Origin of the sequence: Ureibacillus sp. FSL K6-0786 (assembly GCF_037965165.1) — a bacterium.
Lineage (GTDB): Bacteria > Bacillota > Bacilli > Bacillales_A > Planococcaceae > Ureibacillus > Ureibacillus thermosphaericus.
This window is the reverse complement of record NZ_CP150191.1, coordinates 2,435,001-2,449,571: the sequence shown is the minus strand read 5'-3', so window position 1 is coordinate 2,449,571 and position 14,571 is coordinate 2,435,001. Positions and strand designations below refer to the sequence as shown.

The following is a 14,571-nucleotide window of genomic DNA, read 5'->3' as shown; positions in this document are numbered from 1 at the left end:
TTATACTAATTTCTGTATTATATAACCAACAATTAATTTTCCTAAAAATAAAAAAAGGATGGTATTTAATCGATGAATTCAGTAGAAATTGCAAATGAGCTGAAGGAATTATTAAAAGGTGGAAATATAAACACTCAATTGTCAGTGCCTCAATTAGTTGAAAAGGCGGTAACTCGTGGAGAAGCCAAATTAACAATTGATGGTGCAATTGTTGCTGAGACAGGTAAATATACAGGCCGTTCTCCAAAAGATAAATTTATTGTCGAAGAAGAAAGCATTAAAGATAAAATTGATTGGGGTAGTGTAAATCAGCCAATCTCTGCTGAAGTGTTTGATAACTTGTATATAAAAGTATTAAATTACTTAAAAGAAAAAGACGAGTTATTTGTATTTAAAGGCTTTGCTGGAGCAGATAAAGAATCTCAATTATCTATTCAAGTAGTAAATGAATATGCTTGGCACAATCTTTTCTGTCATCAATTATTCATCCGTCCAACAAAAGAAGAATTAGCTTCTCATACAGCTGATTTCACAATTATTTCTGCACCTGGTTTCAAAGCGAATCCAGCTGTTGACGGAACAAACTCTGAAGCATTTATTATCGTATCATTCGAAAAGAAAATTATTTTAATCGGTGGTACGGAATATGCTGGTGAAATGAAAAAATCTATTTTCAGTATCATGAACTACTTGTTACCTGAAAAAGGAATTCTTTCAATGCATTGCTCTGCTAACGTTGGAGAAGATGGTGACGTAGCGTTATTCTTTGGTTTATCTGGTACTGGAAAAACAACTCTTTCTGCTGACAGTGATCGTAAATTAATCGGTGATGATGAACATGGTTGGTCTGACAACGGTGTGTTCAACATTGAAGGCGGCTGCTACGCTAAAACAATTAATTTATCAGCTGAGAAAGAGCCAGAAATTTATAATGCCATTCGTTTTGGTACAGTGTTAGAAAACGTTGTAATCGATTCAGAATCACGTATTCCTGATTACGATGATAATAGCCTAACAGAAAATACACGTGCAGCGTATCCAATTCATTACATTGATAATATTGTAATGCCTTCTATTGCTGGTCATCCGAAAACAATTATTTTCTTAACTGCTGATGCTTTTGGAGTGCTTCCTCCAATCAGTAAATTAACGAAGGAACAAGCAATGTACCACTTCTTAAGCGGATTCACTTCTAAATTGGCTGGTACTGAACGCGGCGTTACTTCACCTGAACCAGTATTCTCTACATGCTTCGGTTCTCCTTTCTTACCACTTCCAGCAACAAAATATGCTGAAATGTTAGGTGAGAAAATCGATGAACACAACGTTCAAGTATTCTTAGTGAACACTGGTTGGACTGGTGGCGAATACGGTGTAGGTAGCCGCATGAAGCTTTCATATACTCGCGCAATGGTACGTGCTGCTATCAGCGGTAAATTAAACGATGTTGAAACAAAACAAGATGGTATTTTCGGATTACACATCCCAACTGCAATTGAAGGGGTTCCAAGCGAAGTGCTAGATCCTCGTGAAGCTTGGAAAGATAAAGAAGCTTACGATCAAAAAGCTCGTTATTTAGCTGATTTATTCAAAGAAAACTTCAAGAAATTTAACAACGTATCAGAAGATATTTTGAAAAAAGGTGGACCATTGGTTTAATATCAACGTTCCATCCATTCTAAACTCATATTAAGATTAAAGAGGCGCCTAATAAGTCATTGAGGCGCCTCTCTTTACGACTGATGCTCATGCATTCTTCGCAGATTAATTTCGACAAGGAGTCGCGTCAGATGTGACCAACGCAGGGAAAATATAATCATCATAAAGAATTTGAGCCTGATCAAAAAATATTACACTTTTTGATCAGGCCATTTAATTTTGATGGGCTTTTTTATAAATCTTTAATGAAAAACGGTTCTAAGTGTTTCAATAATTAAAGGGAAAAGAGTGAATTGAAATCATCGCTTCTTTCCTTTTTCTTTCATCCAATTGCAAATAGAACGGACCGTTTCTCTATTGATATGGGGTGGAAAATGGTGTGCCAAATTGGCCATATACCACGTTTCAAATTCTTTTCCTGATTCCTTAAGCGCCTTTTCAAGCTTATAGGACTGTTCGATCCTAACATTGGAATCTTCAGTACCGTGGATAATAAGTACCGGTGCATGAATGCGGTCCACTTCATAAATTGGTGAGCGTTCTTCATAAATTTCCGGATATTTTGTTGGAGATCCACCGATAAGTCTCTTTAGCGTACGTCTTAAATCAACCCGTTCTTCGTACAAATCCGCCAAATCAGCTACACCCGACCAAGTGACGATTGACCGAATATCTTTACTCAAAATCCCCATCCATAAAGCCATTAATCCTCCCCTTGAAAAACCAAAAAGGTGTACCGAATCATTATTGGCAATTTCTTTTAATAATTGGATGCTATGCAGTGCATCAAGTCGGTCATCGCCCCCAAATTCATCGCGACCTTCTCCACCTCGATTTCCACGATAATACGGTGCAAATACAATAAACCCATTTGAGGCAAATTGCGCAATTCTAGCTGGCCTTACCATTCCTACCGACTGCAATCCACCACGCAAATATAATAATGCTTCATATGAACCATCTCCAATAGGTCTAGCAAGCAATCCTTTCACTCGAAGCCCTTCCGACCAATAAACGATTTCCTCAAGCTCTACATTTGGATTAGGAGAAGGATATTTTCTAATTAATTCAATGCTACCATTCTTTTTCAAGTTGTTTCACTTCCTGCAAAATTTTTTTCATCCCTTCATCCTTCATATAAAAACTTGCATATGGATGTTGTAATACTTCCTCCGTTGTTAAAAAAAGTCGCCCGACCGTTTCGTATTGTTGAACAAAAGGTTCGATTCGAGCCACCTTTGCAACAAATACGGCTTTACAAAATGGGATTTTTTCATAAACAGTATAATGGGCAAATAATTTCAAATCCGTAATATGTACGAGCGTTTCTTCATAAACTTCCCGCTTAGCTGCTTGTTCTATTGTTTCTCCCAATTCCACTTTACCTCCAGGAAATTCCACACCCCGTTTTTGATTGATTGTACAAAGCCATTTTCCATCTTTTTGTACAAGCACCAGGACATGCTTCGGCTCAAGTGGAAACGGAGGACCTTCAAAACTTAGTTCGACTTTATTATTGTTTAAATCATAAAAAGTAAACATCCCTTCAACTCCTATACATTTAGTGTAGCGAAGGGATGTGTTCTATTCAATTATTGAAATAGGGCAATTGTTCCACAAATTCTTTTATTTTTTCATCGCCAAACTCATGAATTAAAGCATAAATTTTTTTCAATCGATTATCAATTTCATCATTCTCTTCATCAAGATGGTATGGAAGATATGGTAAATGAGCTCTTACTGCATTATCAAATTCTAAAGAGTTTAACTGATTAAATAGCTTTTTAAATATAAACACTTTATCCGGATCCAATTCAATCTTAAACTCACAAGGTTCGCCAGTAGGAATGTAATTATAAGATTGGTTTAAGACGTTCACATACAGCGTTGTCTTTTCGATAGTAATCACCCTCCTTATATTCATTATGGTGAAATACAATTAGGGCTATTCAAAAGGATAAAAAATCCTCAAAAGTTCTATCATTGAACTCTTGAGGATAGACATTCCGTTATTTACCTAAAAACGCTGATAACATCCATGTATGTTTTTCTAGACTTTGGAAAGTTGCGTTCAACATATCTTCTGTACGATCATCGCCTTGATTTGCCGCCTCTTCCATTGCTTCTTTAATCAGCTTCATAGTGGATTGGAAGTCATCAATTATTGTTTGAACCATTTCCTCTGATGTTTCTGAACCTGAAGCTTCTTGTACTCTTGATAATTCTAAATGCTCTTTTAATGTTGCAACTGGCTTTCCGCCTTTTGTTAGAATACGCTCTGCTACTTCATCTAAGTTTGCCGTAATTTCATTGTATAATTCTTCAAATTTTTCATGTAATGTAAAGAAGCTTGGACCTGTTACATACCAATGGTAATTATGAAGTTTAGTATATAATACTGAGTATGTTGAAACTAATTCATTTAATTGGGCAATTAATTTATCGTTTGACATCATTTCACCTCATTTTACAGATTTTTCTTTCTTTTTTAATTATACTAAAAACATTGTTTTTATAATTTTACAATTGCATGAAATCTCAGAAAACAGTTCATATATAGTATGATATTTTTTATTGAATTTATCCAAATATTATGTTCACCTTGTATTCAACAATCAGAAGAATAATTATGTTAGTATATAGGTAGAGGTGATGATATTGAATATGTCTGGTATCTTAATATTAGTAGGCGTTATGTATTTCATCATAATGATTGGTGCTATCGGTTTCTTTATACATATGAAAAGAAAAGGTCGATTTTAAATAAGTAAAGTAAGGAATGAGAAATTCGAACAATGAAATATCCTTTTATTTGGTTTATTCAATTTTATAGAAAATTTATTTCTCCACTCACACCACCAACCTGCCGATTTTATCCGACTTGTTCTCAATATGGACTTGAAGCATTTGAAAAGCACGGTGCTATTAAAGGCTTTATTCTTACTACAATCCGCATTTTAAAATGTCATCCTTTTCATCCTGGGGGTTTTGATCCCGTACCTGAAAAGTGGCCTTCGAAAAAAAATTAATTTCGAAGGTTTTTCTTATTGTATTTATTCACTTGTTCATGGTATTATTGATTTCGTGAAAATTACATAAATCGTAATCATTACTATTTGATGAAAAGGAGAAATATAATGAGAAATTTGATTTTCCTCTCATTACTAGCGATGACGCTGCTTTTAACTGCCTGCACCAATAATGAATCGAATCAAGAAAAGAATAACGAAATTAATATATATACTACTGTATACCCACTACAATATTTTGCAAAACAAATCGGTGGAGATTATGTGAATGTTTCTTCTATCTATCCTCCTGGAGCAAATGAGCACACTTTTGAACCAACACAAAAGGATATGATCGCTTTAGCAGATGCAGACGTATTTTTCTATATTGGATTAGGTTTAGAAAGTTTTGTGGAAAATGCGAAAAAATCATTGGCAAATGAACACGTAAAATTTGTTCCAGTCGCAGAAAAAATTGATGAACAAAAACTACAAACTTCTGTTGGACATTCCCACGAGGAACATGAACATGAACACGACCACCACCATGGAGAGGTCGATCCACATGTTTGGCTCTCTCCTACGATCTCTAAAGATATAGCATTGACGATTAAAAATGAACTTGTCAACCTTCTTCCAGAACAAGAAAATACGTTCAATACAAACTATGAGCAATTAGTAAAACGTCTCGATGAATTAGATCAACAATATAAAGACTTAGCAAGTCATGCTTCATCCAAAACATTTTTTGTGTCCCATGCAGCCTTTGGATATATCGCAGGAAATTACGGGTTAACACAAATCCCCGTTGCTGGATTAAATTCACAAAGCGAACCATCCCAGAAGGAACTTGCGGAAATTGTTGCTCTTGCTAAAAAACATCAAATAAAATATATATTATTCGAACAAAATGTATCATCAAAACTAGCATCTGTCATTCAACAAGAAATTGGTGCTGAATCACTAATATTACATAACCTCAGTGTATTAACAGAAGAAGATATTCAAAACAATGAAGATTACTTTACTTTAATGAAGAAAAATTTAAAAACGCTGGAAAAAGCTTTAAATTATTAATCCTAAGGGAGCGATTCAGAAGGCTGCAGCTTTCGATTCGCTCTTATTTTTCCTTAAATTAGGTACATAATGCATGGAATAGATAACTTATCAAATCATCACTATTAAAAAAGTAGTACAAACCAGCTTGTACTACTCATGGAGATTAAGATAACAATTCTTTTAATTTTCGACGCAACAATTTATTGGAAGCATTTCTTGGTAATGCATCAACCACATAGACTTCTTTTGGTACTTTATACTTCGCTAAATGTTGTAAACAATATTCTTTAATTTCATCAGGTGAAACATCTTTTTTCAATACAATGAAAGCAACTGGAACTTGTCCCCATGTTGCATCCTCCACTCCACAAACACCCGCTTCTTTGATTGCAGGATGCCCCATTAACACGTTTTCCACTTCTGCTGGATAAATGTTCTCTCCACCGGAAATGATTAGGTCTGAACGGCGATCAACGACATATAAATATCCTTCGTTATCTACATAACCTATATCACCAGTATGTAACCATCCGTCTTCCGTCGATGGTTTCGCTTCGTAACGTCCAATATATCCTGGCGTCACATGTGGACCTCGGATACAAATTTCCCCTTCTTGGTAAGGACCTTCCGCTCCTAATATTTTAATCTGATTGAAAAATAATGGTTTACCAGCCGAACCGATTTTCCGCAAAGCATCTTCCGCAGGTAATGTCGCTGTTTGAGAGGAAGTTTCCGTCATCCCATAAGTTTGCAATACTTTCAATCCCCGCTGTTCTGCACGAATTAAATAATCTTTCGGAATAGGGCCACCTCCTGCCAATATCAACTTAAATGATGGAGATGCCTTCTGATTTCGTTCTTCAAGGATATGTAAAATTCGCTCAAGCATCACCGCTACCACTGAAACATTTGTTACCCTACCGAAAACAATATCCTCTGCAATTTGTACATGATCAAATTTTCGATAGAGCTTTACTTCGTTGCCGTATAATAGAGAACGAACTAATATCGAAAATCCACTAATATGAAAAAGAGGTACAGCACAAAGCCAAACATCTTTCTCGGATAAACCGATATTCAAAACTGAAGCAACGGCACTTGATTGATGGTTTTCTACCGTTTGACGCACGCCTTTTGGAAAACCTGTCGTGCCGCTCGTATACATAATGGAAATCGTCTGTTGCAGCGGCCATTCACGGCTTATTTCAATTGGCTTACAATCGCTATTTTCGATTTCAGAGAATCGCAAGTAGTTCACATCTTCAGGCAGTAATGACAGATCATTGTCATTGACTAATACCATTGAGACTTGTGCATCATTGATTTGATAAGCCAATTCATTAGTAGTTAGCTTACGGTTTAATAACACCATTTCACATTGTAAATGCATACATCCGTACATAATAAAAATCAAACTTGAATCGTTTTCTCCAAGAACCGCAACACGGCTTCCCTTATCTATTCCTAATACCTTTAATTGTTCCGCACGTTTTACAGAAATCTTTTTGATTTCTTCAAAAGTCCAGTGATTACCTTCAAAAGATAATCCAATTCGATTTGGAGTTAAATAGGCTCGCTGTAGAATCCAATTAGGGTACATTATAATTCCTCCCTTTCTCCCCTTCATTTTACTAAAAAAATATCATAAATAAAAATTAACAATCAGACTCATTAGTTATCATGATTTACAAAATCCATCCAAAATGAAAAAGGCTGTCTTGAAAGTAGAAACTTTCAAGACAGCCTATTTTCAAAAACGAATTATCGATATCTAAATCAAGGGAATCTTGGGAATTGACCAAAGTTTGGTTTACGTTTTTCTTTAAACGCATCTCGTCCTTCTTTTGCTTCATCCGTTGTATAGTAAAGAAGCGTCGCGTCTCCAGCGAATTGTTGAAGTCCTGCAAGTCCATCTGTATCTGCATTCATTGCAGCTTTTAAGAAACGAATGGCAGTTGGTGATTTTTCAAGGATTTCTTCACACCATTTTACCGTTTCATCTTCCAATTGTTCTAAAGGTACAACCGTGTTTACTAATCCCATTTCTAACGCTTCTTGTGCATTATACTGACGGCATAAGTACCAGATTTCACGAGCTTTTTTATGTCCAACGATGCGTGCTAAATAGCCAGAACCGTATCCAGCGTCAAAGGAACCAACTTTCGGACCAGTTTGTCCAAATATAGCGTTGTCTGCAGCAATCGTTAAGTCACACACTACGTGTAATACGTGTCCGCCACCGATAGCATATCCAGCAACCATCGCAATAACTGGTTTTGGAATTACGCGAATTAGTCGTTGTAAATCTAGTACGTTTAATCGTGGGATATTGTCATCGCCAACATACCCACCATGACCGCGCACCTTTTGGTCACCACCAGAACAGAATGCTTTATCACCTTCACCTGTTAAAATAATAACACCGATATTTGCATCATCACGAGCACGGGAGAAAGCATCAATTAATTCTTCAACCGTTTTTGGTCGAAATGCGTTGCGTACTTCCGGACGATTGATTGTAATTTTTGCAATCCCATTATAAAATTCATACTTTATATCTTCATAAGTATGTAAAGTTTTCCACTCACGAGTCATATGAGTAACCTCCCCGAATTTTATAAGACTTCCTTAATTATTGTAGCAAATTGTTCCGGATTTTCCACGTGAATTGAATGGCCTACATTAGGAACGTTAATATGTTTCGCATTTTGTAGCTGTTCAAGCATTTGTTCAGCAATTTGGACGAATTTTTGATCTAATTCTCCAGTTATGAGTATAACGGGAAAGGAGAGACGAATTAATTTTCGCCATAATGAAGGTTGGGCACCTGTCCCCATTCCACGCAAACTATTAGCAAGCCCCGTTTCTGATTGGCTTAACCGTTCTTCTCGAATCGCTTGTTGTATTTGTTCAGGTAATGTCTTTTGGGATGCAAAAAGGGGGATGTTTTCCCACTTATCTACAAACCATTGAATTCCCTTCTCTTCAATTTCATCAGCCAATAATTCATCCGCCTGTCTTCTAGCCAGTTGTTCTTCTTCGGTATGTAAACCTGGCGATGAACTTTCTAATATTAATTGTTTAATCCGCTTAGGAAAGCGAACTGCGTATGATAATGCTACTCGCCCTCCCATTGAATAACCTAATAAGTTAAAATAATGTAATCCCAATTGATTAAATATTTCTTCCAAGTCCTTCACTTGTTCAATCATAGAATATCGTGAAGAATCTTTTGGCGCTTCCGTTTTACCATGTCCAATTAAATCAATTGCGACAATTTTTATTGTATTTGGCAAGTATTCAATTACTTTATTCCAGGTGTTAGTTGTTCCAGTAAAACCGTGTAACAAAACAAGAACTTCTTCTGCACCCTCATTCCATATATCCACATTGACCTGTATTCCACGAATATTTAAAGTAGCCATTCTTTCAACTCCGAATTTATATGTTGCCATAACTTTCGATGTGCCTGAACATTTTCATTTCGGTTTGTTCGAATTTCTATTAATCTTAATGGTTTGTCCCCTTTATCAAAAATCTTTTCTTTTTCATCAAAATGGTTGATTAGCAAATAGTCCATTCCATACATGTTTGCTACATCTTGAAATTTTAGTGCAGTCGGAGTTCCAAATAAGTCCTCATAGTATTCTTTTACGGTTGCTTGAGACAAGTAGGAAAAAATCCCCCCACCATCATTATTTAATACAAAAATAGTCATATTACACGGTTGATAGCGGGTTAATAGAAACGCGTTAATATCATGTAAGGCTGCTAAATCTCCAATCAATAAATACGTTTTTCGATTTTCTCTCCCTTTCGAAAATCCAAATGCCGTTGAAACGACTCCATCAATACCGTTTGCCCCTCGATTAGCAAAGATTTGAATATCCTTTGAAGTAGGCAACAAAAAAGTATCAATATCTCGTATTGGCATGCTACTGCTCACAAATAAATCACTTTTTTCTGGCAATTGTTCTAACAAATAGCGAACGAATGCCCCTTCATCTTTTTCATGTTGAGTATATGCAAGTATATGTTTTTTAGCTATATCATCAGCTGTTTTCCAAAGAGTAAAATATGATTCATTAATCGTTGACTGGAAAATCATTTCCTCTAACCATGATTCGATGGATGCATGGATAAAATGTGTTGAAACGGAAGTTGAATCCCGAAACATCGGATCCTCATCGATTACTATATAGTTTTTTGGCTTGGATTCCATTAAAAAAATCGTTAAAAATTTTGAAACTGGTTGTGCACCAAAACGGATGACTGTATCGCAAACTGCCAATTTTTTAAACTCATCGCTTTTTAAGAGCGCATCATATGTAGCAATGACATACTGTTTACAATCTTCTGGGATATTCGCTCTCATATTTGATAAACTTTCAACTAAAACAGGCCATTGTACTTTTCGAATAAATGACCATAAATATTCTAACTTTGTACCAAGTGCAAGTTCACCGATTACAATTATTCCTCTTCGTGCTTCTTTGATAATCGATGATAGCACCTTCATCGCTTCATAGTGTGGGGTAATCGTGCCATTGAAACTTGCCAAAAATGATCTTTTTGGTAATTCATTTTGAAAATCAATCAACAATGGCTCACGAAACGGAATATTAATATGTACCGGACCTAATGGATGAGTCTTAGCAATATTGACAGCTCGTACAATATGACGTTCAACAAATGGCAGAGTTACACTGTTATCATCAGGTATTGGAAATTCAGCAAACCATTTGACATGATTTCCATATAAATCAATTTGATTGATTGCTTGTGGAGCCCCTACTTCACGCAATTCATGGGGACGATCAGCTGTAATGACAACGAGCGGAACTCGTGCATATTTTGCTTCCACTATAGCAGGATAGTAGTTTGCAGCTGCAGTACCTGATGTACACAGTAATACTACTGGTTTCCCTTTTGACTTTGCCAATCCTAACGCAAAAAACGCCGCAGATCGTTCATCCACTTGTCGATACAGATTCAATTCTTTTGTTGATGCAAATGCATAGGCTAACGGAGTTGACCGTGATCCAGGGCTAATGACTACATCTTCCACACCATTTTGGACAAGAGACGCTACAATTTGATACACATAATCCGTCAAAATTTTACGTTCACTCATTAAATTGTCCTCCTAGAGCCCGCAACATCGGACGAAACTTTACTAACGTTTCTTCATATTCCGTCATTGGATTTGAATCTGCAACAATTCCACCGCCAGCATATAAGTATGCTTTCTTATCAATTAATGCTGCAGATCGTATAGCAACGGCAAATTCTCCATTTCCATCAGCATCAATCCAACCGATTGGTCCTGCATATAATCCCCTGTTCATTTTTTCGAACTCACGAATAATCTCCATCGCTTTATTTCTAGGAACTCCACCTAACGCGGGAGTAGGATGCAAATGTTCTACTAATTGCAATATTGTTGCATGATTGAATAATTTTCCTTCAACAGGCGTATATAAATGTTGTATATCACGAATTTTTAATAATTTAGGACGCTTTGGCACTTTATACTCTTCACAATGTTTGCTAAAAATATTTTCAATCATATCGACAACATATTGATGTTCTTTTAAGTTTTTGGAATCACTTAATAGTTGTTCCCCTAGCAATTTATCTTCTTCTGCTGTTTTTCCCCGTTTGATAGAACCAGCAACACAAGCAGAATAAGCATACTGATTTTTCACCTTTACTAAACGCTCAGGGGTAGCACCAAAAAATAGTAAGTTTTTCCGCTCAAGACCAAATAAATAACTTTCCGGCTGTTCATTCATTATTTGATAAATGATTTGAGGCGAAGATAACGCACCTTTAAAATCCAATTCTAAAGAACGGGCGATTACTACTTTATCTGCTTCGTTTTTTTGAATTAAATGGGTAACATTTTCAACTGCATGGAAATAGTAATCTTTATTTCGCTCATGAATCGAGTGAATTTTCGGCTTTTCATATGTTTTCAATTCTTTCACTTGAGCTGCATGAATTAATCGGTCCCGTTCTTCCCTTAATTTTTCAAAATGTATCGAAGAATCTTGTTGTTCTGTAATCAAATGAATGCTGACATAAGTTTTCTCATGTTGTTTTATTAATTGAAAAGTAGCTACAGTAAAATAACTTTGAGGAAAATCATTCCACTCACCATTTTCTTTATTTTCCGGATCAAAGGTAAAACCTCCGAATAAAATAGGTTGAGGTTCCTGCTCTTCCATTACAATATTTTTCGTTAATTCTTTCCATTGATGCTCAATATCATAAAAACGTTGACCATTTTTATTATTTTCCAATACGATTGCTTGTCCAAGTCCAACAATCGTTAATGTTTTTTCACGATTTTGCCAAAAAAACCTTTCCCCTCTATATTGCTGTTCTCCTGCTGCATAAAAAGCTAAAGGGGACAATTGATTCACTTCAATCGTTTCAATATAAAAGGACAATTTATTTGATGCCACTTCAACTTCAGTGGTTTTAGACCACTTTTGATGCATGAAAAAAACCTCCGTAAAAAAGCAATGTAATTTGCCATAAAAATAGCAGAATCTTATTTCTGCTTTCCTAAAATAATTATTCTGATTGCCTTTCCGAACAATGCAATATCTATTTTATCATATCATTTTTTTAGGTTTAATAATAATACTTTCAACTATTCTTTCTGTGAAATTATTTATAAAGTTTTTATCCTAAAATCTCCAATTTTAGGAGTATATAGTTTTTATTTCCCTATCTCTATATTAAGTCGTTGCATTTAATTTTCTTATATAATTCATAAATCCCTCTTCTGAAAATAATTTCACCTCATCATCTGTAAACTCTTGACGCAACCTTTCAATGATATTTGGAAATTCAGAAGCATTTGATAAATTGCTTACTGACAATGGGTCCATCCCATCAAAATCAGAACCAAAACCGATATGTTCCACTCCTACTAAATTAGCTAAATATTTTATGTGCTCAACCAATTTTTCGATTGTCGTCGTTTTCTTCTCCTTTTCTATAAATGGGGGATAAAAAACAACATGGATACGTCCACCTTTTTCTACAAGCATTTTCACTTGTTCATCCGTTAAATTTCTTGGATGATCACAGAGAGTGCGTGAATTACAATGGCTAGCAATCACTTTTTTTGCAAGCGGTAATAATTCATAAAATCCTCTTTCATTTAAATGCGCAACATCTATGATAATATCTCGTTCATTTAACAATTCAATTACCTTTTTTCCAAAAGGTTTTATACCCTTTGTAGAATCTTCTGACGTGCCATAGCCAACTTTATTTTCATAATTCCAAGTTAATCCGACTATCTTAACGCCTGCATCCAAAATGATCTTTAATTTTTCAAGATCATCATCTATGGCATCACAGCCTTCCAAACTTAATACGGCTCCTATTTGCCCTTCTTCGAGCTCATCAATTTGCTTCCAATCTTTAATATGAACCATTTCCGGCTCTTTCAATACATATTTATGGAAGGCTTCAATCTGACGTAATGCTTCTTGAAATTTCTGCTCTTTAGGAATATCTGGATGGATAAATATTGCAAATACTTGAATTTTTACATTCCCTGCCTTTAATCTTTCAAAGTTAGAATATATTCTAGAATCATTGCGAAAATTGGCATCTTCAAATCGTGCTAATTTTTCTAATACATCGCAATGTAGGTCCACTACTTTCATCTATTCTCCACTCCCCATACTCTTTTGTTTTTATAGTATTTATTAATGAATAAAGATGTTCCATGCGATAATTTGTAATAAAAAAACCTCGAGACAATCATAAATTGTCTCGAGGTTTTTTATGACCCCTACGGGATTCGAACCCGTGTTACCGCCGTGAAAGGGCGGTGTCTTAACCACTTGACCAAGGGGCCACAGCTATGTATGGCGGAGAAGGAGGGATTTGAACCCTCGCGCCGGGTTACCCCGACCTACACCCTTAGCAGGGGCGCCTCTTCAGCCTCTTGAGTACTTCTCCTTATGGCTCCGAAGGTAGGATTCGAACCTACGACCAATCGGTTAACAGCCGATTGCTCTACCACTGAGCTACTTCGGAATATATGGTGGGCCTAAATGGACTTGAACCATCGACCTCACGCTTATCAGGCGTGCGCTCTAACCAGCTGAGCTATAGGCCCATTGGAGCGGGTGATGGGAATCGAACCCACGACATCAGCTTGGAAGGCTGAGGTTTTACCATTAAACTACACCCGCATCAAGTGGGTCGGGACGGAATCGAACCGCCGACACTTTGATCTTCAGTCAAATGCTCTACCAACTGAGCTACCGACCCGTATTTATGGCGGTCCCGACGGGACTCGAACCCGCGATCTCCTGCGTGACAGGCAGGCATGTTAACCGCTACACCACGGGACCACTTTGGTTGCGGGGGCAGGATTTGAACCTGCGACCTCCGGGTTATGAGCCCGACGAGCTACCAGACTGCTCTACCCCGCGATAATAATTATTTTATATTATGGTGGAGGAAGAGGGATTCGAACCCCCGCGCGGTTTGACCCGCCTGTCGGTTTTCAAGACCGATCCCTTCAGCCAGACTTGGGTATTCCTCCATTTGTTTCTTATCTATCTTTTCAACCTTTGGTGGACCTTGCAGGACTCGAACCTGCGACCGGACGGTTATGAGCCGTCTGCTCTAACCAACTGAGCTAAAGGTCCTTAAGATGGCGGTGGAGGGGATCGAACCCCCGACCTCACGGGTATGAACCGTACGCTCTAGCCAGCTGAGCTACACCGCCGTCAATTGTTATTCATTTATAATTTGGTGGAGCATAGCGGGATCGAACCGCTGACCTCCTGCGTGCAAGGCAGGCGCT

13 protein-coding genes and 12 tRNA genes (1 of these 25 cut by a window edge) are annotated in these 14,571 nt (G+C 36.8%); 3 read left to right on the top strand and 22 right to left on the bottom strand.

Translation table 11 applies throughout. The annotated features are described in order from the left end of the window. The first annotated feature begins 72 nt into the window (after positions 1–72). A complete protein-coding gene (gene pckA / locus NSQ18_RS12165; protein ID WP_016837041.1) occupies positions 73–1,659 on the top strand; it encodes a phosphoenolpyruvate carboxykinase (ATP) in 1,587 nt (528 codons plus the stop codon). Between the two features lie 299 nt (positions 1,660–1,958). On the opposite strand, the gene NSQ18_RS12160 is transcribed toward pckA, so the two are convergent. The 4 genes from NSQ18_RS12160 to NSQ18_RS12145 all read right to left on the bottom strand — a co-directional run bounded on the left by NSQ18_RS12160 (position 1,959) and on the right by NSQ18_RS12145 (position 4,112). After that, positions 1,959–2,750: a prolyl oligopeptidase family serine peptidase gene (locus NSQ18_RS12160; protein WP_016837040.1), complete on the bottom strand. Its 792-nt coding sequence runs from the start codon at positions 2,748–2,750 to the stop codon at positions 1,959–1,961. Then, positions 2,734–3,201, bottom strand: a complete 468-nt coding sequence (locus tag NSQ18_RS12155) for an NUDIX domain-containing protein (protein ID WP_016837039.1) — start codon at positions 3,199–3,201, stop codon at positions 2,734–2,736. Before NSQ18_RS12155 ends, NSQ18_RS12160 begins: the two co-directional genes overlap by 17 nt. 46 nt (positions 3,202–3,247) lie before the next feature. Further along, entirely contained in the window at positions 3,248–3,568 is a 321-nt protein-coding gene (locus NSQ18_RS12150; protein ID WP_016837038.1) for a hypothetical protein, read from the bottom strand. Between the two features lie 100 nt (positions 3,569–3,668). Continuing rightward, the gene (locus NSQ18_RS12145; RefSeq protein WP_016837037.1) at positions 3,669–4,112 is read right to left on the bottom strand and encodes a Dps family protein; all 444 of its coding nucleotides are present in this window, start codon (positions 4,110–4,112) and stop codon (positions 3,669–3,671) included. Positions 4,113–4,454: 342 nt separating this feature from the next. On the opposite strand from NSQ18_RS12145, the gene yidD reads away from it, so the two are divergent. Further along, positions 4,455–4,688, top strand: coding sequence for a membrane protein insertion efficiency factor YidD (gene yidD / locus NSQ18_RS12140; RefSeq protein WP_016837036.1), 234 nt, complete (start codon positions 4,455–4,457; stop codon positions 4,686–4,688). A gap of 108 nt (positions 4,689–4,796) precedes the next feature. After that, the gene (locus tag NSQ18_RS12135) at positions 4,797–5,744 is read left to right on the top strand and encodes a zinc ABC transporter substrate-binding protein (RefSeq protein ID WP_339288193.1); all 948 of its coding nucleotides are present in this window, start codon (positions 4,797–4,799) and stop codon (positions 5,742–5,744) included. A gap of 145 nt (positions 5,745–5,889) precedes the next feature. Here NSQ18_RS12135 and NSQ18_RS12130 read toward each other — a convergent pair whose 3' ends face one another. The 18 genes from NSQ18_RS12130 to NSQ18_RS12045 all read right to left on the bottom strand — a co-directional run. Then, positions 5,890–7,326 (bottom strand): o-succinylbenzoate--CoA ligase, encoded by a 1,437-nt coding sequence (locus NSQ18_RS12130; RefSeq protein ID WP_016837034.1) that lies wholly within the window; start codon positions 7,324–7,326, stop codon positions 5,890–5,892. A gap of 176 nt (positions 7,327–7,502) precedes the next feature. Then, entirely contained in the window at positions 7,503–8,321 is an 819-nt protein-coding gene (gene menB, locus NSQ18_RS12125; protein WP_016837033.1) for a 1,4-dihydroxy-2-naphthoyl-CoA synthase, read from the bottom strand. A gap of 20 nt (positions 8,322–8,341) precedes the next feature. Continuing rightward, the gene (gene menH / locus NSQ18_RS12120; RefSeq protein ID WP_016837032.1) at positions 8,342–9,151 is read right to left on the bottom strand and encodes a 2-succinyl-6-hydroxy-2,4-cyclohexadiene-1-carboxylate synthase; all 810 of its coding nucleotides are present in this window, start codon (positions 9,149–9,151) and stop codon (positions 8,342–8,344) included. After that, positions 9,139–10,860, bottom strand: a complete 1,722-nt coding sequence (gene menD, locus NSQ18_RS12115; protein ID WP_339288190.1) for a 2-succinyl-5-enolpyruvyl-6-hydroxy-3-cyclohexene-1-carboxylic-acid synthase — start codon at positions 10,858–10,860, stop codon at positions 9,139–9,141. The genes menH and menD overlap by 13 nt, the downstream gene beginning before the upstream one ends. Next, positions 10,853–12,232 (bottom strand): isochorismate synthase, encoded by a 1,380-nt coding sequence (locus NSQ18_RS12110; protein WP_339288189.1) that lies wholly within the window; start codon positions 12,230–12,232, stop codon positions 10,853–10,855. The genes menD and NSQ18_RS12110 overlap by 8 nt, the downstream gene beginning before the upstream one ends. Positions 12,233–12,475: 243 nt before the next feature. After that, positions 12,476–13,417 (bottom strand): dipeptidase, encoded by a 942-nt coding sequence (locus NSQ18_RS12105; protein WP_016837029.1) that lies wholly within the window; start codon positions 13,415–13,417, stop codon positions 12,476–12,478. A gap of 122 nt (positions 13,418–13,539) precedes the next feature. Next, positions 13,540–13,611: transfer RNA gene (locus NSQ18_RS12100), tRNA-Glu, on the bottom strand. An 11-nt stretch (positions 13,612–13,622) separates the two neighbouring features. Further along, positions 13,623–13,715 (bottom strand) — tRNA-Ser (locus NSQ18_RS12095). Between the two features lie 3 nt (positions 13,716–13,718). Further along, positions 13,719–13,793, bottom strand: a tRNA-Asn gene (locus tag NSQ18_RS12090). 5 nt (positions 13,794–13,798) lie between these two features. Beyond that, positions 13,799–13,875: transfer RNA gene (locus tag NSQ18_RS12085), tRNA-Ile, on the bottom strand. A 2-nt stretch (positions 13,876–13,877) separates the two neighbouring features. Beyond that, positions 13,878–13,951 (bottom strand) — tRNA-Gly (locus NSQ18_RS12080). 6 nt (positions 13,952–13,957) lie between these two features. After that, positions 13,958–14,030: transfer RNA gene (locus NSQ18_RS12075), tRNA-Phe, on the bottom strand. A 7-nt stretch (positions 14,031–14,037) separates the two neighbouring features. Beyond that, a tRNA-Asp gene (locus tag NSQ18_RS12070) sits at positions 14,038–14,113 on the bottom strand. A gap of 4 nt (positions 14,114–14,117) precedes the next feature. Continuing rightward, positions 14,118–14,194, bottom strand: a tRNA-Met gene (locus tag NSQ18_RS12065). Between the two features lie 20 nt (positions 14,195–14,214). Beyond that, positions 14,215–14,307 (bottom strand) — tRNA-Ser (locus NSQ18_RS12060). 29 nt (positions 14,308–14,336) lie between these two features. Next, positions 14,337–14,413 (bottom strand) — tRNA-Ile (locus tag NSQ18_RS12055). A 6-nt stretch (positions 14,414–14,419) separates the two neighbouring features. Then, a tRNA-Met gene (locus NSQ18_RS12050) sits at positions 14,420–14,493 on the bottom strand. A 24-nt stretch (positions 14,494–14,517) separates the two neighbouring features. After that, positions 14,518–14,571, bottom strand: a tRNA-Ala gene (locus tag NSQ18_RS12045); it runs 22 nt beyond the window's last position.